Origin of the sequence: Hymenobacter koreensis (genome assembly GCF_039541855.1) — a bacterium.
Lineage (GTDB): Bacteria > Bacteroidota > Bacteroidia > Cytophagales > Hymenobacteraceae > Solirubrum > Solirubrum koreensis.
The window spans coordinates 134,606-156,269 of record NZ_BAABHA010000010.1 but is presented as its reverse complement, the minus strand read 5'-3'; the positions used below and the strand labels follow the sequence as shown (position 1 = coordinate 156,269).

The 21,664-nt window shown below is 57.9% G+C and carries 19 protein-coding genes; 16 read left to right on the top strand and 3 right to left on the bottom strand.

The window, feature by feature from the left end:
* The first annotated feature begins 58 nt into the window (after positions 1 to 58).
* The 12 genes from ABD903_RS14600 to groL all read left to right on the top strand — a co-directional run bounded on the left by ABD903_RS14600 (position 59) and on the right by groL (position 13,541).
* Positions 59 to 748 carry a uracil-DNA glycosylase family protein gene (locus tag ABD903_RS14600; RefSeq protein WP_345225440.1) on the top strand — a complete coding sequence of 230 codons (690 nt, stop codon included), beginning with the start codon at positions 59 to 61 and terminating at the stop codon, positions 746 to 748.
* A 237-nt stretch (positions 749 to 985) separates the two neighbouring features.
* A complete protein-coding gene (locus ABD903_RS14595; protein WP_345225438.1) occupies positions 986 to 2,086 on the top strand; it encodes a Nif3-like dinuclear metal center hexameric protein in 1,101 nt (366 codons plus the stop codon).
* Positions 2,076 to 2,825 (top strand): zinc ribbon domain-containing protein, encoded by a 750-nt coding sequence (locus ABD903_RS14590; protein ID WP_345225437.1) that lies wholly within the window; start codon positions 2,076 to 2,078, stop codon positions 2,823 to 2,825. Before ABD903_RS14595 ends, ABD903_RS14590 begins: the two co-directional genes overlap by 11 nt.
* Positions 2,826 to 2,884: 59 nt before the next feature.
* A complete protein-coding gene (locus tag ABD903_RS14585; protein WP_345225435.1) occupies positions 2,885 to 4,444 on the top strand; it encodes a tetratricopeptide repeat protein in 1,560 nt (519 codons plus the stop codon).
* Positions 4,445 to 4,499: 55 nt separating this feature from the next.
* A complete protein-coding gene (gene pabB, locus ABD903_RS14580; RefSeq protein WP_345225433.1) occupies positions 4,500 to 5,771 on the top strand; it encodes an aminodeoxychorismate synthase component I in 1,272 nt (423 codons plus the stop codon).
* Positions 5,772 to 5,915: 144 nt separating this feature from the next.
* Complete coding sequence (miaB, locus tag ABD903_RS14575; RefSeq protein ID WP_345225431.1) at positions 5,916 to 7,355, top strand: tRNA (N6-isopentenyl adenosine(37)-C2)-methylthiotransferase MiaB; 1,440 nt, start codon at positions 5,916 to 5,918, stop codon at positions 7,353 to 7,355.
* Between the two features lie 169 nt (positions 7,356 to 7,524).
* Entirely contained in the window at positions 7,525 to 8,829 is a 1,305-nt protein-coding gene (locus ABD903_RS14570; protein ID WP_345225429.1) for a sigma-54 interaction domain-containing protein, read from the top strand.
* Entirely contained in the window at positions 8,816 to 9,346 is a 531-nt protein-coding gene (locus ABD903_RS14565) for an LptE family protein (RefSeq protein ID WP_345225427.1), read from the top strand. The genes ABD903_RS14570 and ABD903_RS14565 overlap by 14 nt, the downstream gene beginning before the upstream one ends.
* A 258-nt stretch (positions 9,347 to 9,604) precedes the next feature.
* A complete protein-coding gene (locus ABD903_RS14560; RefSeq protein ID WP_345225425.1) occupies positions 9,605 to 10,831 on the top strand; it encodes a hypothetical protein in 1,227 nt (408 codons plus the stop codon).
* A 14-nt stretch (positions 10,832 to 10,845) separates the two neighbouring features.
* On the top strand, positions 10,846 to 11,268 hold the full coding sequence (secG, locus tag ABD903_RS14555) for a preprotein translocase subunit SecG (protein ID WP_345225423.1): 423 nt from the start codon (positions 10,846 to 10,848) through the stop codon (positions 11,266 to 11,268).
* Between the two features lie 289 nt (positions 11,269 to 11,557).
* On the top strand, positions 11,558 to 11,845 hold the full coding sequence (gene groES, locus ABD903_RS14550) for a co-chaperone GroES (RefSeq protein ID WP_345225421.1): 288 nt from the start codon (positions 11,558 to 11,560) through the stop codon (positions 11,843 to 11,845).
* A 40-nt stretch (positions 11,846 to 11,885) separates the two neighbouring features.
* Positions 11,886 to 13,541 carry a chaperonin GroEL gene (gene groL, locus ABD903_RS14545; RefSeq protein WP_345225419.1) on the top strand — a complete coding sequence of 552 codons (1,656 nt, stop codon included), beginning with the start codon at positions 11,886 to 11,888 and terminating at the stop codon, positions 13,539 to 13,541.
* 89 nt (positions 13,542 to 13,630) lie between these two features.
* On the opposite strand, the gene ABD903_RS14540 is transcribed toward groL, so the two are convergent.
* Together ABD903_RS14540 and ABD903_RS14535 are read right to left on the bottom strand one after the other, a co-directional pair.
* Positions 13,631 to 15,259: a peptide MFS transporter gene (locus ABD903_RS14540; protein WP_345225417.1), complete on the bottom strand. Its 1,629-nt coding sequence runs from the start codon at positions 15,257 to 15,259 to the stop codon at positions 13,631 to 13,633.
* Between the two features lie 214 nt (positions 15,260 to 15,473).
* Positions 15,474 to 16,901: a peptide MFS transporter gene (locus ABD903_RS14535; RefSeq protein ID WP_345225415.1), complete on the bottom strand. Its 1,428-nt coding sequence runs from the start codon at positions 16,899 to 16,901 to the stop codon at positions 15,474 to 15,476.
* 268 nt (positions 16,902 to 17,169) lie between these two features.
* On the opposite strand from ABD903_RS14535, the gene pckA reads away from it, so the two are divergent.
* Both pckA and ABD903_RS14525 read left to right on the top strand, forming a co-directional pair.
* A complete protein-coding gene (gene pckA, locus ABD903_RS14530) occupies positions 17,170 to 18,795 on the top strand; it encodes a phosphoenolpyruvate carboxykinase (ATP) (protein WP_345226415.1) in 1,626 nt (541 codons plus the stop codon).
* A 92-nt stretch (positions 18,796 to 18,887) separates the two neighbouring features.
* Positions 18,888 to 19,496: an SRPBCC family protein gene (locus ABD903_RS14525; protein WP_345225413.1), complete on the top strand. Its 609-nt coding sequence runs from the start codon at positions 18,888 to 18,890 to the stop codon at positions 19,494 to 19,496.
* 92 nt (positions 19,497 to 19,588) lie between these two features.
* Here ABD903_RS14525 and ABD903_RS14520 read toward each other — a convergent pair whose 3' ends face one another.
* Entirely contained in the window at positions 19,589 to 19,984 is a 396-nt protein-coding gene (locus ABD903_RS14520; RefSeq protein ID WP_345225411.1) for a hypothetical protein, read from the bottom strand.
* A gap of 285 nt (positions 19,985 to 20,269) precedes the next feature.
* On the opposite strand from ABD903_RS14520, the gene ABD903_RS14515 reads away from it, so the two are divergent.
* Both ABD903_RS14515 and ABD903_RS14510 read left to right on the top strand, forming a co-directional pair.
* Positions 20,270 to 20,800: a hypothetical protein gene (locus tag ABD903_RS14515; protein ID WP_345225410.1), complete on the top strand. Its 531-nt coding sequence runs from the start codon at positions 20,270 to 20,272 to the stop codon at positions 20,798 to 20,800.
* A gap of 107 nt (positions 20,801 to 20,907) precedes the next feature.
* Positions 20,908 to 21,627, top strand: a complete 720-nt coding sequence (locus ABD903_RS14510) for a hypothetical protein (RefSeq protein ID WP_345225408.1) — start codon at positions 20,908 to 20,910, stop codon at positions 21,625 to 21,627.
* Positions 21,628 to 21,664 lie beyond the last annotated feature (37 nt).

Sequence of the window (21,664 nt, the reverse complement as noted above, 5' to 3'; positions counted from 1 at the left end):
CAGCGGTTACGCTGCTGGCCCGCCCCATCCGTAAGAAACCTGAGCCCACCTGCCCGTTATGCCCACCTTCGCCGACCGCCTCCTCGCATTTCTCACGCACTTTCCAGCCGCTACTGCCCTGCCCGATGATGTACTGGCTTACCACCCGTACCAAGAACCTACGGCTCACGGGCTTCTGACGCAATTCGCGCACCGCTTTTACGCCGATAACCAACCCCGCGTGGCTATTTTGGGCATTAACCCCGGCCGGTTTGGCGGCGGCACCACCGGCATTGCCTTCACCGACCCCGCGGCGCTGGCGCTGCACTGCCACATTCCGAACGAGCTGCCCCGCCGGGCCGAGCTGTCGAGCCAGTTTGTGTACCAGCTGATTGCCGCGCTGGGTGGCCCACAGGCCTTTTATCAGCATTTTTACCTTGGCTCGCTCTACCCGCTGGTGCTGTTGCGCCACGGCCTGAACCACAACTATTACGACGCCCCGGCCCTGACGCAGGCCCTGTGGCCCGATATGCAAACCTCCTTGCGCGAGCAAGCAGCCCTGGGCCTGCGCCGCGACGTAGTGGTGTGCCTGGGTCGGCGCAACGGGGAGTATTTCGCGCGGCTCAACAACGAGCTGGGCCTGTTCGAGCGGGTGGTAGTTTTCGACCACCCGCGCTACCTCATGCAGTACAAGCGCCGGTTTGTGCCCGATTCTGTGACCGACTACGCACGGGTGCTGGGCGAGCTGGTGAGTTCCCCTACTTTTTAGTGGTTTACTTGAGGGGGAAGCGTACACCTTTCCTCTACTTTTCGCTGGCGTACCAAACGGGGAAGCCTACATAGATGTAAGCTTCCCCATCAGGTAGGCCACTCAAAAGTAGAGGAACTCAGCTTCTTTTCCTTACACTTCTGTCGGCAGCCGGCAGCCCTAACGGCGGCCAATAATCCGCTTGCCCGCTGATCCGGCCCGCATCCAGGCAAGAGCGCCCGGCGTTACCTTCGCCGCATGGCTACCGTTCAAAACCTCACCCGCGCCCTGGAAGCCTGGGCCCCCCTGCCCTACCAGGAAAGCTACGACAACGCCGGCTTGCAGTGTGGCGACCCGCAGGCAGTGGTTACCGGCGTACTCATTGCCCTGGATTGTACGCCCGCTATTATAGAGGAGGCTGTACACCGGAACTGCAATGTGGTGGTGGTGCATCATCCCGTCATTTTTCAACCCTTGAAACGCCTCACCGGTGCCACCGAAGTAGAGCGGACCATTATGCTGGCCCTGCGTAGCAACGTGGCCGTGTACGCTGCCCACACCAACCTCGACAACGTGCAGCACGGCGTAAGCCGGCTGCTGGCTGAGAAAATCGGCCTCGAAAACCTGCGCGTGCTCGACCCCAAGTCCGGCTTACTTGGCAAACTCGCCGTGTATACCCCACCCGAACACGCCGAAGCCGTAAAGCGCGCCCTGTACGATGCCGGTGCCGGCCGCATTGGCCAATACTCCGACTGCAGCTTCCAGTTTGCTGGCCAGGGCACCTTTACTCCAGGTGCCGACGCAAACCCGCACACCGGCCGGCCTAATAGAGCTGAAACCGTGCAGGAATTGCGCGTGGAAGTACTGCTGCCCCTGCACCTGCAAAGCCAGGTATTGCGGGCCATGCGGGCGGCCCACCCCTACGAAGAAGTGGCCTACGACCTCGTAAAGCTCGAAAACCAACACCAGGAAGTTGGTTCCGGTATGGTTGGGGAACTGCCTGAGCCCCTGCCGCCGCAGGAGTTTCTGCGCCGCCTGCGTGAGCAACTGCACGTGCCCGTGGTGAAACACACCGAGTTCAGTGCCTCGATAAAAAAGGTTGCCGTGTGCGGCGGTGCGGGTTCGTTTCTGACCAAGAAAGCCGTGGCTGCTGGTGCCGACGCCTACGTGACCGGCGACATCAAGTACCACGAGTTCTTTGCGCCCGAAGGCCGGCTGCTTCTTTGCGACGTGGGCCACTACGAAAGCGAGCAGTACACCAGTGAGCTTTTCAGGGCATTGCTTACCGAGAAATTCTCCCGTACTTTTGCGGTCTTGTTAGCAGAGACTCCCACGAACCCCGTTCGCTATGATTTCTAATCCGTCCACGGAAACCACCGTCGCCAGTAAGCTGGAAGCCTTGTTGAATTTGCAGCAGCTGGACTCCCAACTGGACGAAATCCGCCGCGTACGCGGCGACTTGCCCGAAGAAGTGCGCGACTTGGAGGATGAAATTGCGGGTTACGAAGTGCGCGTAAGCAAGTTCGACGAAGAAGTTGCTTCGCTCAACGAGCAAATTAAACAGCGTAAGCAAGCCGCTAAGGACGCCGAAACGCTCATCAAGCGTTACGAAGACCAGCAGCAGAACGTCCGCAACAACCGCGAGTACGAGGCCATCGGCAAGGAAATGGAGCTGCAGAAGCTCGAAATCCAGATTTCGGAAAAGAAAATCCGCGAAGCCCAGTACCAAATCGAGCAGAAAATTGCTGAAATCGGCGGCACGAAGGCCCGGTTGGAAGAGCGCCGCAAGGACCTCACCAACAAGCAGGCCGAGCTGCAGGTAATTGTGGGCGAAAGCGAAGCCGACGAGCAGAAATTGCTTGAGCAGCGCGACGTAGCGGCCAAGCCGGTAGAGGAGCGCCTGCTAACGGCTTACACCCGCATCCGCGGCAATGCCCGCAACGGTTTGGCCGTGGTAATGGTAAAGCGTGACGCCTGCGGCGGCTGCTTTAACACGGTGCCTCCGCAGCGCCAGGCCGACATTATCTCGCACAAGAAAATCATCGTGTGTGAGCACTGCGGCCGTATTCTGGCCGACGTGGAAGCCAAGATTTCTTAATTTCCCGGCATTACTCATCTTAGAAAGGAACGGCCTCGTGTCGTTCCTTTTTTTGTTGCATGGAGTTTCTTAAAACGGTTTGCCGGGACTTACGCATCAGCGCACTCAGCGCGCTGCTCATGACGTATGCCTTGGCAAGCCGGAACTTTGTGGCGGCTGAGACGCGGCATGCCAGCCAACAAGTTGAGGAAGCCATTGCGGAAGCTGAAGCCGCACCACAGCAGCTCAGTTCAACGAGCCGCCGCGCCTATGCCGATTTGCTGAAGCTGCGCACGGCTGCCGCTCGGGCCGCCGTGCGCGCCGAGTTACGCCAGCAGCCCGCCAACGCCGGGGCCCTGCTCGTTGACGAAGGCATAGACTTCACGGAGCTGGTGGTAAGTCAGGACGCGGCCCGCTACGAAGCCGTAATTGACAAGCAAGACGAGTACCTGGAGCAACTCGCGCAACTGCCCCGCACGCCCCTGCGCGACTATGCGCGAGCAGAAATCCGGCTGCACCAAGCCGTGGCCCAGGTCATGTTCGACCACGAGTTTCAGGGAGCGTGGAGCCTGCGGCAGGCTTACCTGCAGGTGCAGCAGAACGCCAAACGCTGGCCCAATCACTTGCCCACGCGCAAAACCTTGGGCTTGTGTCAGTTTCTGATTGGTTCGGTGCCCGAGGGCTACCGGTGGTTTATGAACCTGTTAGGCTTGCCCGGCGACACCAACGCGGGCCTGCAAAACCTGCGCACGGCCACGCTGCACCCGCACGATTTCCAGATTGAGTCGCAAGTGCTGCTGGCCCTGATTCGCCAGGCTTACCAAGGAGCCGACAACGAAGCCGCAGCGCTGGCCGATCGGTTGTACCGCGAGCAGCCCGATAACCTGCTGTTCAGCTACCTGGTTATGTCGATTCAGAAGAAACTGCACCACACCGACCGCGCCCTGGCCGCTTACCGCAGTCGGCCCACCGGCCCAGCTTATCCCGTGGTGCCCTACCTACACCACATGGCCGCCGATCTGTTGCTTTACCAGGGTCAGTACGCGGCTTCAACGCAGGCCAATCAACAGTTTATCAACGATTACCGCGGCAGCCATTACCGCAAAGACGCCTGGTTTAAGATGTACCTCGCGCACTGGCTCGCCGGCAACGACGCAGCGGCCGAGCGGGCCCGCCGGCAAATTGCGAGCGGCGGCGAAACCGTGGTGGAAGAGGACCGCTACGCCCAGCGCTTCATCGACGACCAGTTGCCGCTGAACCGTACTCTCACCGCCGCCCGCCTCCAGCTCGACGGCGGATACTACCGCGCCGCTCTAAGCACGCTCAACCGTTTCCGCGTAACGGCTGCTACGCCCCTGCGCGACCGGCTGGAAGAACCTTACCGGCTGGCACGGGCCTATCACGGCCTAAGCCGCCTCGATTCTGCCCGGTTCTATTACCAACGCACCCTTTCGCTGAGCGGCAATGCGCCGTACTATTTCGCGCCTCAGTCTGCGCTGCAAATGGGTTATTTAAGCCTGGAGGCCGGCCAGAAGGCTCAGGCCAAAGCGTATTTTCAAAAAGCTCTCGGCTACGCCAAGCACGAATACAAAACCAGCACCGATGCCAAGGCCAAGGTGGCGCTGGCCGCTTTGAAATAAGCAGTGGCTTAGTGTACGGTTGCTGCGAACAGGGCTTAGCGGCTACTTTCGTGCTGTGTTGAGAGTTCCGCTGACCGATTTGCCCGCCGACTTCCGGGCCCGCGCCTTGCGCTGGGCGGCCGGCTTTCCGCACTGCGCCTACTTCGAGCCCAACGACCTCACTTACCCCTGCGGCCCCTTCCGGCGTCTGCTGGCCGTGGCTCCGGAAGCTACCGGCGCGCCCGGCTCATTAGCCGCTTTGCAACCGTGGCTGCAGTCTGCGGCGCCGGCTGCACGGTGCGGTTTCGTTACTTACGACGTTAAAAACGACATTGAAGCGCTGCAAAGCAACAATTTCACTGGCCTGAATTGGCCGGCACTGCATTTTTTCACGCCGCAACACTGGCTATACTGGCAAGCGGCGCACCTCGAAATTCACGGCCCCAGTTCGGAAGCTGTGTTTCAGGAAATTTTACAGACGCAATTGCTGGCCCCGGCGGCGCCTGCCGTTTCCACCATGCAGGCCCGTATGCCCCGCGCCGATTACCTAGCGGCAGTAGCGGCAGTGCGGGAAGATATCTTGAACGGAGAAGTATATGAGTTGAACCTGTGCCAGGAGTTTTACGCCGAAAGGGTTTCCCTCGACCCTGTCGATGTTTTTCACCGGCTCAATGCAGCTTCCCCTACGCCCTTCGCGGGTTTCTGCCGTTGGCACGACCATTACCTGCTTTGCGCATCACCCGAACGGTTTCTGGCTTACCAAGAGCCAGTTATTATTTCTCAACCTATTAAAGGCACCATTCGGCGCGGCCATACCCCGGAAGCCGACGAACAACAACGCCAAACGCTGCTGAACGACGAGAAGGAACGCGCCGAAAACCTGATGATTGTGGATCTGGTGCGCAACGACCTGGCCCGCATTGCCGAAACGGGCAGCGTAAAGGTCCCTGAGTTGTTCGGCCTGTACCCGTTCCGGCACGTGTGGCAGATGATTTCAACCGTGAAAGCCGAGCTACAGCCGGGTGTGGGCTTGGCGGATGTACTGCGCGCAACCTTCCCCATGGGCTCTATGACGGGCGCGCCGAAAATCCGGGCTATGCAACTTATCGAGCAATACGAACGCACCCGGCGTGGCCTTTACAGTGGCAGCTTCGGCTACGTACTGCCCGATGGCTCGTTTGATTTCAACGTAGTTATCCGCTCCCTGCAATACCGCCATGACACGGGCTACCTCAGCTTCCAAGTGGGCTCGGCCATTACCTACGACTCCGACCCGGAACGCGAGTACGACGAATGCCTGTTGAAGGCCCAAGCCATGCTGGAAGTCTTGGGCGCCACCGTAGCATAGCTACCCTATCCGGCAACGGTCGTGGCTTAGGGTCCAGCACCTGGCGGCGCTGGTAATAGTTCGTAGCCAAAGGCTCTGCCAAACTGTCATTTTTGCCCGGCAAGCCGTACCTTTGTCGTCCTTTCGTTGATTTTTCCCGAGGCCATGTCTCAACCGATTCTTACGCTTGACTTTCTAGACCAGGCAGCTGCCCCCACCGCCGAGCAGCTGCCCGCCGACGTACGTGTAACCGAAGCCACCAACACCGGCCGTTCGCGTCGCCTGTACATCGAGAGCTACGGCTGCCAGATGAACTTCTCCGACTCCGAAATCGTGTCCAGCATCCTTTTCGATGAAGGTTTCGACACGACTACCGAGTTGGCCGAGGCCGATTTAGTGCTGCTGAACACCTGCTCCATCCGCGAAAAAGCGGAGGTTACCGTGCGCCAGCGCCTCAAGGAAATCAACGCCCACAAGCGCCGACAGCCCGGCTTGCTGGTGGGCGTGCTGGGCTGCATGGCCGAGCGCCTCAAAAGCAAATTCTTGGAGGAAGAGCAAATCGTGGACCTCGTGGTAGGCCCCGATGCTTACCGCGACCTGCCCCGCCTCATCAAGGAAGTAGACGCCGGTCAACGCTCGGTGAACGTGCTGCTGAGCCGGGAGGAAACGTACGCCGACATTACGCCGGTGCGCCTGAACTCCAACGGTATTACCGCTTTCATCAGCATCATGCGCGGCTGCGACAACATGTGCTCGTTCTGCGTGGTGCCCTTCACCCGCGGCCGCGAGCGAAGCCGCGATGCTCACAGCATCGTACGCGAAGCCGAAGACCTCTTCAACAAAGGCTTTAAAGAAGTCACGCTACTGGGCCAGAACGTAGACAGTTACAAGTGGCAATCGGAGGACGGTACAGAGTTCGTGAACTTCGCTAACCTGCTCGAGCGCGTGGCCTTGGTAAGCCCCGAGTTGCGCATTCGCTTCTCCACGTCGCACCCCAAAGACATTACCGACGAGGTGCTGCACACGATGGCCAAGTACGACAACGTGTGCAACTATATTCACCTGCCGGCCCAAAGCGGCAACTCCCGCGTGCTGGAGCTCATGAACCGCACCTACGACCGGGAATGGTACCTGGACCGCGTAGCGGCCATCCGGCGTATTCTGGGCGAAGACTGCGGCATTTCCACCGATATGATTGCCGGTTTCTGCTCTGAAACCGAGGAAGAGCACCAAGACACGCTCAGCCTCATGGACCACGTGCAGTACGATATGTCCTACATGTTCTTTTACTCGGAGCGCCCCGGTACCCTGGCCGCCCGCAAGCTGGCCGACGATGTGCCGCTGGAGGTGAAAAAGCGCCGCTTGGCCGAAATCATCGAGCGGCAGCAGCGCCACAGCCTGGTGCGTAGCCAAATGGGGGTGGGCAAAGTGCACCGCGTGCTGGTGGAAAACACCTCCAAGCGCAGCACCGAGCACCTAAGCGGCCGCAACGACCAGAACAAGGTGGTCATTTTCCCCAAAAAGCACTACAAAAAGGGGGATTACGTGAACGTGCTGGTAACCGAGTGTACCAGTACCACGCTGCTGGGCGAGGCGGTTGAGTAAGGTTCACCGCCATACTGAGCACTGCCGATGTATTTCGCATGCTGATGCAGGAAAGTAGCTACAACTTCGACCCGATGCCCCGGTAGCGCTCAGCATGTCGTTTAGATTCTGCTTTCGGTAAAGTATTCCGCGCCGCTTTCCGTCTACCCCACGACAACCCGACCCTGATTTGACTCCTTCCGAAATACAAAGCATTAAGCAGCGCTTCGGCATTATCGGCAACGCGCCGGCGCTGAACTACGCCATTCAGGTGGCGGCGCAGGTGGCTCCTACCGATATGACCGTGCTCATCACGGGCGAAAGCGGCTCGGGCAAGGAATCGTTTTCGAAAATCATTCACGCCCTGTCGCCGCGCAAGCACGGGCAGTTCATTGCCGTGAACTGCGGCGCCATTCCCGAAGGCACCATTGATTCGGAGCTGTTTGGCCACGAAAAAGGCTCGTTTACCGGGGCTTCCGAAGCCCGCAAAGGTTACTTCGAAGTAACTAACGGCGGCACCATCTTCCTCGACGAAATCGGGGAAATGCCCTTAGGTACCCAGGCCCGCCTGCTGCGCGTGTTGGAAAACGGAGAGTTTATCCGCGTGGGCTCGTCGAAGGTGCAAAAGACCGACGTGCGCGTGGTAACGGCCACGAACGTGAACCTGCTCGATGCCGTGCGCGAGAGCCGCTTCCGCGAAGATCTGTACTACCGCCTGAACACGGTGCCTATTACCGTGCCGCCATTGCGCGAACGGGGCGAAGACATTTACCTGCTGTTCCGCAAGTTCGCCACCGACTTTGCCGAGCGCTACCGCGTAAAGCCCATTTCACTGACGCCCGATGCGGTGCAGGAGCTGCAGCGCTTTCGCTTTCCCGGTAATATCCGCCAGCTCAAGAACATAGCCGAACAGATTTCGGTGCTGCAAACCGAGCAGCGCGAAGTAGACGGCCGCCGCCTGCGCCACTACCTGCCGCAGGATCAAAGCTCTAACCTGCCCATGCTCATCGGCGCCACCGCCGATGGCATTGCCCCCTCGGGCCTATCGGAGCGTGACCTGCTGTACAAGGTGCTGTTTGACATGCGCCGCGACATGACCGACCTCAAGAAGTTGGTTCTGGAGCTGGCTGCGGGCGGGGCCCGGCACGATGGCAACCAAGCCCAAGAGCTTGTGCGCCAGAACAGCCATTTGTTTGCCGCAGCAGGCATTGCCCCATACGAAACCGGCCGCCTCACCCGTTCCGCTCCCGACGGCCCCGATTCCTTCATCATCAACGCCCAGCCCGACGAATACGAGGTGGAGGACGACGCCCAGCGCGTGGAGGATATTTCGCACGAAACAGAAGAAGAAAGCCTTTCGCTGGAAGCCAAGGAAAAGGAAATGATTGTGAAAGCCTTGAAAAAGCACCACAACAAGCGCAAGTACGCGGCCCAGGACCTTGGCATTTCGGAACGCACCCTGTACCGCAAACTCAAGCAGTATGACCTGGAATAACCTCGGCGCGTGGCGCCTGCTGCTCGTGCTGTGGTTGCTGCCGCTGGCCGGGTGCAGCGTGTACTCCTTCACCGGCACGAACATCGACCCAGCGGTTAAAACCTTCTCGGTTGCCACGTTCCCCAATAACGCCACCAACGGCCCTTCTTTCCTTTCGCAGCGTTTTTCGGAGGACCTGCGCGACTATTTCCAGCGCAACACCACGCTCAAGTTAGTACCGCGCGACGGCGACCTGCAGTTCGAAGGCCAGATTGTGGCGTACGATTTCGCGCCGGCGGCCATTCAGCGCCAGGACGGCCGCGACCAAGCCGGGATTAACCGCCTCACCATTCAGGTGCGGGTGAAATTTACCAACACCAAAGACCCGAAGCAGGATTTCGAGCAGACGTTCCAGAGCAACGGCGACTTTGCTGCTACACAAGACATTACAGTTATTAACAACGACCAGGCCGCCATTCGCCGCATCACCGACCGTGTAATTACCGACGTGTTCAACAAGTCGGTGGCTAACTGGTAGGGGCCCGGCCTGGGTTAAATAACTAAATTGCTGTATTGTTGCGGCCCCTTGGCGTTGCACGGGCTGGTTAACCAACGTCTCTGCGTTTAGCAACCTGCCTTTTTCCAAACTCCAGAACCACCCATTTCCGGCCAGTAATCCATGACCCGCGCGTCGCTGCTGCATATTCTCGACCACGTTACCGGAATTTCGGATACCGAAGTTCGGGAGCTGGAGCAGTTGGCTACCGCCTTCCCCTACTGCCAAACCGCGCATCTGTTGCTGGCCAAAGCCGCCCACGACCGCGGCAGCATGCTGGCCAGCCAACGCCTGCGCCGCGCCGCCACGTACGCTACCAACCGCGAACTGCTGCGGGAGTTAATCGAACGGCCCGCAACCCAACCTCAAGCTGCTGCGGCTGCCCCGGAAACGGTTGCTGAACCAGTTCCTGAAAATGCTTTTGCGGCCACCGCTGCCGAGGTTTCTTTCGATTCCGTTGCGCCAGCAGCTGACGACGTTACTGAAGTAATCGAGCAACCATCTTCGGCCGACATAGCTGATGTGTTGCTTGCGGAGCAAGAGGCTAAGCCAGCAGAAGCAACATCAACTGAGGCTATTCTCGAAGTCGAAAGTGAGTTGCAAGCGCCCCAGCCATTGGAACTGGCAGAAACAAACACCGTTTCTGAAAACGAGCAGCTAACGCAAGACGTTACCCCAGAAGCTGACGCGCTAGAAGAAGCTGAAGTCGATGAGTCCGAGCCCCTTTCTGCGGAACAACTCGATTCAACCCCACCAATTGAAGCTCATCAGCCCGCTGCTGAACCTCTGGAAGACGCTGTTGAAGAAACCAATTTAGCTCCTGCCGAAGCTCAAGCTACCGAGGCCTTGGCTGATGAGTTGCCGGCCGTCGCACCTGCTATTCGACCACCGGTAGAGGGAGGCAGTTCCCGTTTCGAGTTTGGATTGGCCGAATCGTTACCGCCCGTAACCTCCTACCGGCTGCCCGAAGCGCTTGAGGAAATTGAGCCGGCCAAAGCGCCGTTGCCTTCCTTCTACGCCGATGAGCATCTTGCCTACGCCGTTGCTGTCGGGAGCCGCTTTGGGCATTGTTTAATGGGGCGCAGTGCCGAACTCACCCACGATTTACCCACGGATTCGGCATGGCTGCCCGACGCGCTTCTGCTGGACCACGCGGCTAAGCATCGACCCGCAACGCCGGCTACCCCTTCGTCCATTGCCTTGATCGAGCGGTTTCTCAAAAACCAACCGCGTATCAAATCGTCGGCGGCACGAATCCCTATGGTAACCGAGCCGCAAGCCGATTTATCGGTGCGCAGCACCAGTCCGCCGCCAAGTCTGGCCTCGGAGAGCTTGGCTAAAATCCTTGTTAAGCAGGGCAAAACTGCCCGTGCCATTGAAATTTACGAACAGCTGATGGTGCGCCAGCCCGAAAAAAAGGCGTACTTTGCCGCTCAAATTGACCACCTGAAACAACAGCCGGAGTAAAACCGGAACAGTAGATGTACACTGCCATTATCGTCCTTGCCCTTTTCGTTTGCCTGTTGCTGGCCCTAGTAGTGCTGGCCCAAAACTCTAAGGGCGGTGGGTTGTCCAGTAATTTCGCTGCCGGCGGCACTGCCCAGCTCATGGGCGTGAAGCGCACCGGCGACCTGCTGGAGCGCCTAACTTGGGGTTTCGCCATTGCCCTGATTGTGTTGTCGCTGGCTTCGCACGTAATCCTGTCGGGCCAAACGGCTGGCCCAATGCGTAGCGTGAACCAACAGAAAGCTTTGGAAACGCGTGTACCCGCTGCCCCGGCTGTTCCGGGCCCGCAAGCTCCCGCACCGGGCGCCACTGCTCCGGGTGCTACCGCCCCGCAGTCGGCTCCGGCTACCACTGCTCCAGCCGCCCAGCCTACTCCCGCTCCGGCCCCGGCTCAATAGCTTTAATCTTAGGCTGTCCTTCAAAATCGGCGGGTTCTCGCACCAGCGAGAAGCCGCCGGTTCCTTTTTACTGGTTTAGGTTAACTATACTTGCGGCCGCTGTTCTGCCACTTTCCTGCCCGGTTTGTCAGGGTTGTTGCGCCGAAAACCGCAAAAAGTTCCGATTTCTGACCATTCTGTCAGTTTTTCGCGGGCTGGCACAAGAAGTGCCGAGCGGCAGCAGGCTCCTTCGCGGAACCTACTCCAAAGACTTTTCTTTGATCATAACCCCTCAACCCAACCCAGCAGAATGGCTATTAGCATCAAACCGCTGGCTGACCGCGTAATTATTGCGCCGGCCGCCGCCGAAGAGAAAACCAAGTCGGGCATCATCATCCCCGACACGGCCAAGGAAAAGCCGCAGCGCGGCGAAGTAGTGGCCGTGGGCGCAGGCAAAACCGAGAACGGTACGCTCGTGCAGCCCCAGGTGTCGGTAGGCGACCAAGTGCTGTACGGCAAGTACGCCGGCACTGAAATTACCGTGGATGGTCAGGACTACCTCATCATGAAGGAGTCTGACATCTTCGCCATCCTGTAAGTATCATCTCTCCAGACTTTCAAACCAAGACAAGCCCACAATGGCAGCTAAACTGGTTCAATTTGACATTGAAGGCCGCAACAAACTCGTTGCTGGCGTAGATAAACTGGCTAACGCCGTGAAGGTAACCCTGGGCCCGAAAGGCCGCAACGTGGTTATCGACAAGAAATTCGGTGCCCCCACCATCACCAAAGACGGTGTAACGGTTGCCAAAGAAATTGAGCTGAAGGACCCCGTAGAGAACATGGGTGCCCAGTTGGTGAAAGAAGTAGCATCGAAGACGGCCGACCAGGCTGGCGACGGTACTACCACCGCTACGGTATTGGCCCAGGCCATTTACCGTGCTGGCTTGAAGAACGTAGCCGCCGGTGCTAACCCCATGGACCTGAAGCGCGGCATCGACAAGGCAGTTCACGCCGTGGTTGCCAACCTCAAGTCGCAGTCGAAGAAGATTGAAAACTCTTCGGAAATTGCTCAGGTAGGCACCATTTCGGCTAACAACGACGCGGAAATCGGCCAGATGATTGCCGATGCCATGGACAAAGTGGGCAAGGAAGGCGTTATCACGGTAGAAGAAGCGCGTGGCACCGAAACCGAAGTAAAAACGGTGGAAGGCATGCAGTTCGACCGCGGCTACCTCTCCCCTTACTTCGTAACCAACGCCGAGAAGATGGAAGCCGAGCTGGACTCGCCTTACATCCTGATCTACGACAAGAAAGTAAGCACCATGAAGGAGCTCCTGCCCGTGCTGGAGCAAGTGGTGCAAACCGGTAAGCCCCTGTTGATCATTGCCGAAGACGTAGACGGCGAAGCGCTGGCTACGCTGGTAGTGAACAAGCTGCGTGGCTCGCTGAAAATCGTTGCTGTTAAAGCTCCGGGCTTCGGTGACCGTCGCAAGGCCATGCTGGAAGACATTGCAGCCCTCACCGGCGGCACGGTTATCAGCGAAGAGCGCGGCTACAAGCTCGACAACGCTACCCTGGACTACCTCGGCCAGGCCGAGAAAATCTTGGTTGACAAAGACAACACGACCATCGTGAACGGCCGTGGTCAGAAGGACGATATTTCGGCCCGCGTTAATCAGATCAAAGCTCAGATCGAAACCACCACGTCGGACTACGACAAGGAGAAACTGCAGGAGCGTCTGGCCAAGCTGTCGGGCGGTGTTGCTATTCTCTACATCGGTGCCTCGACCGAAGTGGAAATGAAGGAGAAGAAAGACCGCGTAGACGATGCCCTGCACGCTACCCGCGCCGCCGTTGAGGAAGGCGTGGTACCCGGCGGTGGCGTAGCCCTGGTGCGTGCTCTGGACGCTCTGGAAGGTGTTGACACCATCAACAGCGACGAGCGCACCGGCGTAAACATCATCCGCACGGCTCTGGAAGCTCCCCTGCGCACCATCGTGGCCAACGCCGGTGGCGAAGGCTCGGTAGTGGTTCAGAAGGTACGCGAAGGCAAAGGCGACTACGGCTACAACGCCCGTGAGGACCGCTACGAAAACCTTATGGCCGCTGGTATTCTCGACCCGACCAAGGTAACGCGTCTGGCCCTCGAAAACGCTGCCTCGATTGCCGGCTTGCTGCTGACGACCGAGTGTGTGATTTCGGAAGAAGCCGAAGAAGAGAAAGGCGGAGGCGCCGGTGCTGGCGGCATGGGCGGCATGGGCGGCATGGGCGGCATGGGCGGCATGATGTAATCAGCCCGTCCGAGCCTCTCTGCTCTGGATTAAAAAAGCCCTGCCGGACCAAGTCCGGCAGGGCTTTTTTGCGTTTGGTTGTAAAGTATTTATGCTTCAACTGGCTCGTTCATCATGCGCGTTAATCGGCTTTGGATTAGGAATAGCACCAACGACGAGGCTACCGACAATCCTACGAAAATCAAGAAGAACTCGTAAAGGCCGCTGATTTCGAAGCCGAGGAAGTGCGGAGCGGCTTTGCCCGGCTCGGGGTACAGTCCACTTAGCACACCGGCCAGCTTGTTACCGCCGGCCGTAGCCATAAACCACACGGCCATTAGCAACGAAGCAAAACGGGCCGGCGACAGTTTGTTTACTAACGCTAAGCCGATGGGCGACAGACACAACTCCCCGAATACGTGCAGCAAGTACATGGCCACCAGCCAGAACATGCTCACTTTCGTGGCTGCATCTACGCCCTTTACCCCAAAGGCAATGATGAGGTAGCCCAAGCCGAGCAGCAGCAAGCCTATGGCCATTTTCAGCGGCGACGACGGCTCCAGCCCGCGGCGGCCCAGCGCGGTCCAGATGACAGCGAACAGCGGCGCAAACGTAATAACGAACAACGCCGGGGCCGACTGGAAATACGAAGCGGGCATAACGTAGCGACCCAGTTGCCGGTCGGTTTGCTCATCGGCGAAGAAAGTGAGTGAGGCGCCGGCCTGCTCGTAGGCGCCCCAGAAGAAAATCACGAAGAAGCTCAGGATGAAGATGACGTAGATTTTCTCTTTTTCTCGGGCCGTGAGCGAGGCGTCGGCCAGCACCACCAAAGGCACCACCAGCATGGCGGAAAAAACCAAGGCCCCGATCCAGTCCTGATTCATGTACCAGGCAATGGCGGCATACACGGCCGTGAAAATGGCGGCTAAGGCCAGCATGCGGCCGGCGGTAACTCCGGTAGAGGCCGGTGTGGCCAAGGTTTCGTTGCGTACGGGAGCATCGGTTGTGAGAGGCACAACCGGGGACTGTGCCACCTGTCGCTCGGGCTTGGCACCCAGCGGGGCGCCTTGTGCATCCACCACGTAACGGTGTTTGAACAGCTCGAAAGTGGCAGTACCAAGCAACATACCAATGCCAGCGGCCAGAAAACCCCACTTGAAATCAGCCGGATTATCGGTGTCGCCCAGGTAGCCGCATACTAAAGGCGAGAGAAAGGCCCCGATGTTGATACCCATGTAAAAAATGGTGTAAGCCGTATCAATGCGCTTGTCGCCGGCTGGGTAGAGCATGCCCACCATCGACGAGATATTGGGCTTAAAGGAACCGTTGCCGAAAATCAGCAGGCCCAGCCCCGAGAAGAACAGCAGCTTTTGCGCAGCCCCAGCTTCGGTTTGACCCGCCACGTACAGCGAGGCACTGAAAAACAGGCAAAACTGCCCTAGAGCCATCAGCAAGCCGCCTATTAATATGGAGCGGCGGTTGCCCCAATACCGGTCGGCGAGGTAGCCGCCGAGCAGCGGCGTGAGGTACACCAGGCTAGTGTAGTTGCCGTAGAAACGCGAGGTCAGAGCCTTATCGAAGAGCAACGCCTTGCCCATGTACAAACTCAGCAGCGCCCGCATGCCGTAAAAGCTAAACCGTTCCCACATTTCGGTGAGAAACAGCACGTACAGGCCCTTGGGGTGGCTGGTGCTGCTTGGGGCGGCAGCTGAGTTGCCGGGCGTAGAGGTAGTTTGCATTCGGGGAGGCGTCGGGAATGAGCAAGCCGGACGAAGTGAAGACGGGCGCAAGTAACCACGTTTTGTTACGGCAGCGGACGAAGATCATCCGATCCAAAGGTGACCCTCACGGCTCTTTGGTTGCGCAGATTCGCTGCGCGCTGGAATGAGCCGCAAAAAGCCCCGCCGGAGTAGTTCCGGCGGGGCTTTTTAAGTCAAATGATACTGGCAGGAGTTACCCGCGGCCGTGCATCATGTGGAACAGCTTTTTGGCAATGAGGATGAGCAGCAAGCCAGCCCCGATTACGAAGGCGGCAATCAGGCCGAACACCTTTAGGGCACCGAGCTCTTCTACGTAAGCAGCAATGTAGCCACCGGCAATCTGGGCCACGAAGGGCGCCAGGAACCACACGCCCATGAGCATGGACGTGAGCGACACCGGCGACAGACGCGACACCATCGAGAGGCCGATGGGCGACAGGCACAGCTCGCCGATGGTGTGGAAGAAGTACGTAGCAAGCAGCCACAAAATGCTGGCCTTAATGGTCGTGTCCTGCACGTCGCCGCCGCGCTCCATTACGGCGCCCACCATGAACAGGAAGCCGGCACCGAGCAGAATCATGCCCAGGCCCATCTTCACCGGAATGCTCAGGTCTTTGCCTTTGCGCCCGAGGGCCAGCCAAATACCAGCCGTTACGGGTGCAAAAGCCACGATAAAGAGCGGGTTAACCGACTGGAACCACGAGGTCGGAATCAGGAAGCCGAACACGTCGCGGTTGATGTACTTATCGGTGTAGAGCGTTAAGGATGACCCAGCCTGCTCGAAACCAGCCCAGAAGAACACCACGAACAGCGTAATAATGAAGATAACGGCCATGCGGTCGGTTTCTTCCTTGGTGAGCGGGGCTTTGGCAATGGTTTTGTCTTCGCCATGGCCTTCGGGGTACATGCCCACGTCGCCAAGGTATTTCTTGCCGAGGAGGTTAAAGGCCAGCTGGCCCAGCATCATGCCAATACCGGCGGCCAAGAAACCGTAGCGGAAGCCGTAGCTGCTGATTTCGGTGACGCCGTTTACCACCGTTTTGGTGGCGAACAGGTCTTCGGCAAGGTAACCGCAGACCAACGGAGCAAAAAAGGCGCCCACGTTGATGCCCATGTAGAAAATGGTGAAAGCGGCGTCGCGCTTTGGGTCGCCTTGCTGGTAGAGCTTACCAACGATGGTCGAAATGTTCGGCTTAAAGAAACCGTTGCCCAAAATCAGCAGCAGCAAGCCCAGGGCGGTGGGCCAGGGCATGCCAAAAATGGCCGGGTCGGTGGAAACCGCCGGCTGCATAAACAGGCAGAGCTGGGCAAGGGCCATGGTAATACCCCCAATAAGGATAGCGCGCCGCTGGCCTATGTATTTATCGGCGAGGTAGCCACCGATGATGGGCGTGAAGTACACGAAGCCCGTGAAGTAACCGTAAATGAGCGTGGCACTGGCTTCGGGAATGCCCAAGCCGCCTTGCACAGCCGTTTTGGTGAGGTACAACACCAGCAAACCGCGCATGCCGTAGTAACTAAACCGTTCCCACATTTCGGTGAAGAACAGCAGGTACAGGCCGGGGGGGTGCTTGGTGCTCATTTGGGTTGGCGGCTGGGCCTGAGCGGAGGCTACTTGCATGAGTGCGTGGAGAAAAGAGGGTTTGGGAGTAATGGAGAGGAAACAAAAAGCCCACCAGCCGCTTAACAGAGCTGGGGGCTTACGGGTAAATCTAGCCAAATTTTCCCAACTGTTACCCCCTTGCCAGCGTAGAGCGGCCCACTAAGGCAACGGGCATTAATAGGAGTCGGCTGGACTGCCACACCGGATTTTCGCCTATTTTTGTCTCGGATTTCCCCATTTCCCATTTCCCACTCTCCCTACCTTACCTACCTACCGCGTTTTTATGATGGAAACCAGCACTTCCGCCGCTGCTCTGGACCGCCTCAAGCCGCTGGGCATCACCCAGGCCCAAGAGGTACGTCTTAACCTGACGCCCGCCGAGCTGGTGGAGGAAGCCCTCCGGAACGGCGAAGGCACCCTCACCGACACGGGCGCCCTGATGGCCGACACCGGCAAGTTCACCGGCCGCTCGCCCAAAGACCGTTTTGTAGTGCGCGACGCCAACACCGAGGATAGCGTATGGTGGGGCGACATCAACATTCCGTTTGATGCCGACAAGTTCGACCAGCTGCACCAGAAAATGGTGGCTTACCTGGCCGACAAAAAGATTTACGTGCGCGACGCCATGGCCGGCGCCCACCCCGACTACGAGCTGAAGCTGCGCGTAGTAAACGAGCTAGCCTGGCACAACCTGTTCTGCTACAACATGTTCCTGCGCCCCGAGGAAGGCGCTGACACCAGCTGGACGCCCGACTTCTCCATCATCTGCGCCCCCGGCTTCGAAGCTGACCCGGCCGTAGACGGTACCCGCCAGCCCAACTTCGCCATCCTGAACTTCACCAAGAAGATGATTCTGATTGGTGGTACGGGCTACGCCGGCGAAATGAAGAAAGGCATCTTCGGTGTGCTGAACTACCTGCTCCCCCACGAGCGGGAAACGCTGCCCATGCACTGCTCGGCTAACGTAGGCGAAAGCGGCGACGCAGCCATTTTCTTCGGCCTCTCCGGCACCGGCAAAACCACCCTGTCGGCCGACCCGAACCGCGGCCTGATTGGCGACGACGAGCACGGCTGGATGCCCGGCCAGAACGGCATCTTCAACTTCGAAGGTGGCTGCTACGCCAAGGTTATCGACCTGAGCAAGGAGAAGGAGCCCCAGATCTGGGACGCCATCAAGTTCGGCTCGATTGTGGAAAACACGCGCTTTATCCCCGGCACGCACACCGTTGATTACGCTAACAAGTCGGTGACGGAAAACACCCGCACCGCCTACCCCATCAACTACATCGACAACGCCATCGAGCCATCGGTAGCCGGTGTGCCGAAGAACATCTTCTTCCTCACGGCCGATGCTTTCGGGGTACTGCCTCCCATTTCGCGCCTCGACAAGAGCCACGCCATGTACCACTTCATGTCGGGTTACACCGCCAAGGTAGCCGGTACGGAAATGGGCATTACCGAGCCGCAAACTACGTTCTCGGCCTGCTTCGGCGCCGTGTTCCTGCCGCTGCACCCCACCAAGTACGCCGAAATGCTGGGCCAGAAAATGGAAGAGCACGAAGTGAACGTGTGGCTGATTAACACCGGCTGGAGCGGTGGCTCGTACGGCGTAGGCTCGCGCATGAAGCTGCCCTACACCCGCGCCATGATTACGGCCGCGCTGGAAGGCAAACTCAACGACGTGGAGTTCGTGAAGCACCCCATCTTCGGCGTGGAAGTTCCGGCTTCGGTGCCCGGCGTACCCACCGAAATCCTTGATCCGCGCAACACGTGGTCGGACAAAGAGGGTTACGACAAAACGGCTGCCTCGCTGGCCGAGAAGTTCGTGAACAACTTCAAGAAGTACGCTGATTTCGCCAACGAAGAAATCCTGGCCGGCGCTCCGAAAGTGGAAGCTGTAGCCAACGCATAGTTGTAAAACCTGATTTAAAAAGCCCCGCCGGCAGCTGCCGGCGGGGCTTTTTGCGTCAAGACGTCCGACTATTTTTTTACTGAACCAGCCACATGATCGTGCGATTGTGGCTGCGCCTCGTGTACTGGACCTTTACCTCTGCAAAGAGGAAAAACGTCGCATATAGCGGCACAGTACAAATGAAGATGAGTCAAGTAGAACCATGTTCGCCAGTCGTGGCTGTTGAACGGCGAATTGTTATTCAGGCCCCAGTTGAACAGGTTTTTGGCTACGTTGCCGACTTGCGTAACGACAGGGATTGGCGGCAGGAAATCAACGGTACCGCACTGGACGCTGCGCAACCGGGTCTTGGAGTTATTGCAACTGAAGACGCTTGTTTGTCGGCCAAATTACCCCATTCGATAACGACCCTGGTTTACGAAGCCTACGAGCCAAACCAGTACATAAGGTGCTCTAGTACGGCAGACAGTCCCGTTTGGACCTGCGTTGAACGAAGCTTCACGCCCCTTAGCCCGTCGGTTACGGAATTCGTTTACACGTTGCAGTTCGAACAGCAGGTAGTGCAACGAGCTTTGGGCTTTGCCCCGCCCCTGTGGTTCCTGCGCTGGTACAGCGGCTGGATGATGCAGCGCTACCTGCGCAAGCTGCAAACCCTCCTGGAAGAACGCATTTATGACACATCTAAACACGTTGCCTCTTGAGCATTTCTTAGTTAACGCTCACGTACCTACTAAAGCTGATTATTGTTATCATAAGTACAAAAGGGACTTTGGCAAATGCCAGCGGGCCTTCTTTATTCAAAGCTGAAAATCTGCGACGACTTCAATTTCTCTGTCAGCAATGCACTGTTTGAATTTGCCGCATTTTTCTCCGTAATACCTTTAATAAGCAACGCAATGCCGCAAACGGTGGCGCCATAATACACGAGCAGGTCATTGCCATTCAGACCCCAATACACGATAAGCGTCAGGGCCACACTGCACAGCATAATAATCGTACCAGCCACGATCTGCCCATCAGCCTTCTTGCGCCTTTTCTTCTGTTCCTCTAAAGCGAGGTACAGATAATCCTTGTAATAACTCAGGGCTAATTGCGGGGCATTTTCACAATCGGCTCCTTCGCTTACTAGCATTTGCTCAACCTGCTGCCGGCTTTGATTTGCGGAGTACATTTCGAATGCGGTTTTCAAGCAGTATGACTCTCTGAACTTCATTCTCTGACAATATTTATGCTGAAAAACAGTAAAGCAAGTTGCAGATATTGCTGATAACCCTCCCTCCAAAGTGGTGATGCAAAAATGTCGTTTATAGCTTAAAAATGAGTCCGCTAACTGCTGATCGAGCCTTCGGTTTATTAAGTCCTCTATTCCTTTCCCTGGTGCAGGCTAAATAATTGCTGACGCATTACACCAAGACGCATTACCAACCGTTGAGCTTCCATTACCAGGTTATCTACCCAACCTCACATTAACCTTATGCCCAAATGCTGGCTTCTGCTGCTATTCCTCATGTTACCCCTGGGGCTCCAGGCTCAGTTTGGAACGCGAAGTTCGGCTGCTATTCCTCTCCCTTATAACCCCAAGTACCATGTTGGGGATATTGCTTTTGACCCAACGCAGGACCGCGCCGACTTTGCCTTACGCCCGAACCGCCCGATCTATCAGTATTACAACTTCGCCACCAGTTTCACGGGCGGGCGGCTGGAATTGCGCCGGCTGTTGCACGAGGCTCTGCTGCCCTTGCCTGCTCGCGGCGCTGCCAGCGGTTACCTCACCGTACGTTTCGTGGTAAACCACCGCGGCGAAACCGACCGGTTTCGCGTCAGCACGCTCGATTCGGAGTACCGGCCGCAGCCGTATGAGCCGGCGCTTGTAGCCGACGTGCTGCGGGCCTGCCGCAGCCTGAAAGGCTGGGAGCCGGGCCTGATTAATGGCGAAACCCAGGACAGCTATTACTACATCACGTTCGTCGTCGATAAGGGCCGCATCCGCGAAGCCACGCTATGAAGCATTGCCTACTTTTCTTGCTGCTGTCGTTGCTTGTACAAATAGCTGGCGCGCAGCCTAATTGCAGGATTTACCCATCTGGGTCCCCTGAACGCGCTGCCTGCGAGTTGTACCTGCAAGCCATTGAGTTTCCCCAGGGCTCCATCCAGTCGCAAGTGTACTTCGACCGCGCCATTGCGGCGTGCCCCACCTTTGCCTATTCCTACCACGAGAAGTCGGTGCCGTTTCTGAAGCGGGGCGATTTTCAGACCTGGAAGCAACTGATGGACGTGGCCGTGCAGCTGCAGCCCGACCGGTACCTGGGCGACCGGGGCTGGTGCCGCTTCAAGTTTGTGCACGATTACCGGGGCGCACTGCTTGACCTGCAACGGCTGCAAACGTTGACGAACAATCAGCCGGGACAATCGGGCGACGGATCCTACGACCTGCGCATGGTGGCCGGCCTGTGCCAGCGGGAGTTGGGCGACCTGCGCGGCGCACTGGCAACGTTCGATCTGTGCATTGCCGACAACACCAAGCAGGACCGCGTGGGCATTTACGACTACCTCCACCGGGGCACTACCAAGTTGCGCCTGGGCGAATACACCGGCGCTTTGGCCGATTTCGCCCGGCAGCGCACCGTGAACGAACGGCTAGCCGAAACTTACTACTACACGGCCTTGGCCCACTACAAACGGCACGAAACCAAAGCGGCTATAACCCAACTCCAAACAGCCAAGGCCCTGTGGCAGCAGAAGCATCGGCTTAACGACCCGTACGTAAGCATGCCCGACGAAGTATCGATGCACGATATAGATGCTTTGATGCGTACGCTGACCACCAAGTAGGCTTCGGCAATCGACTGGATACAGACCACAAAAAAGC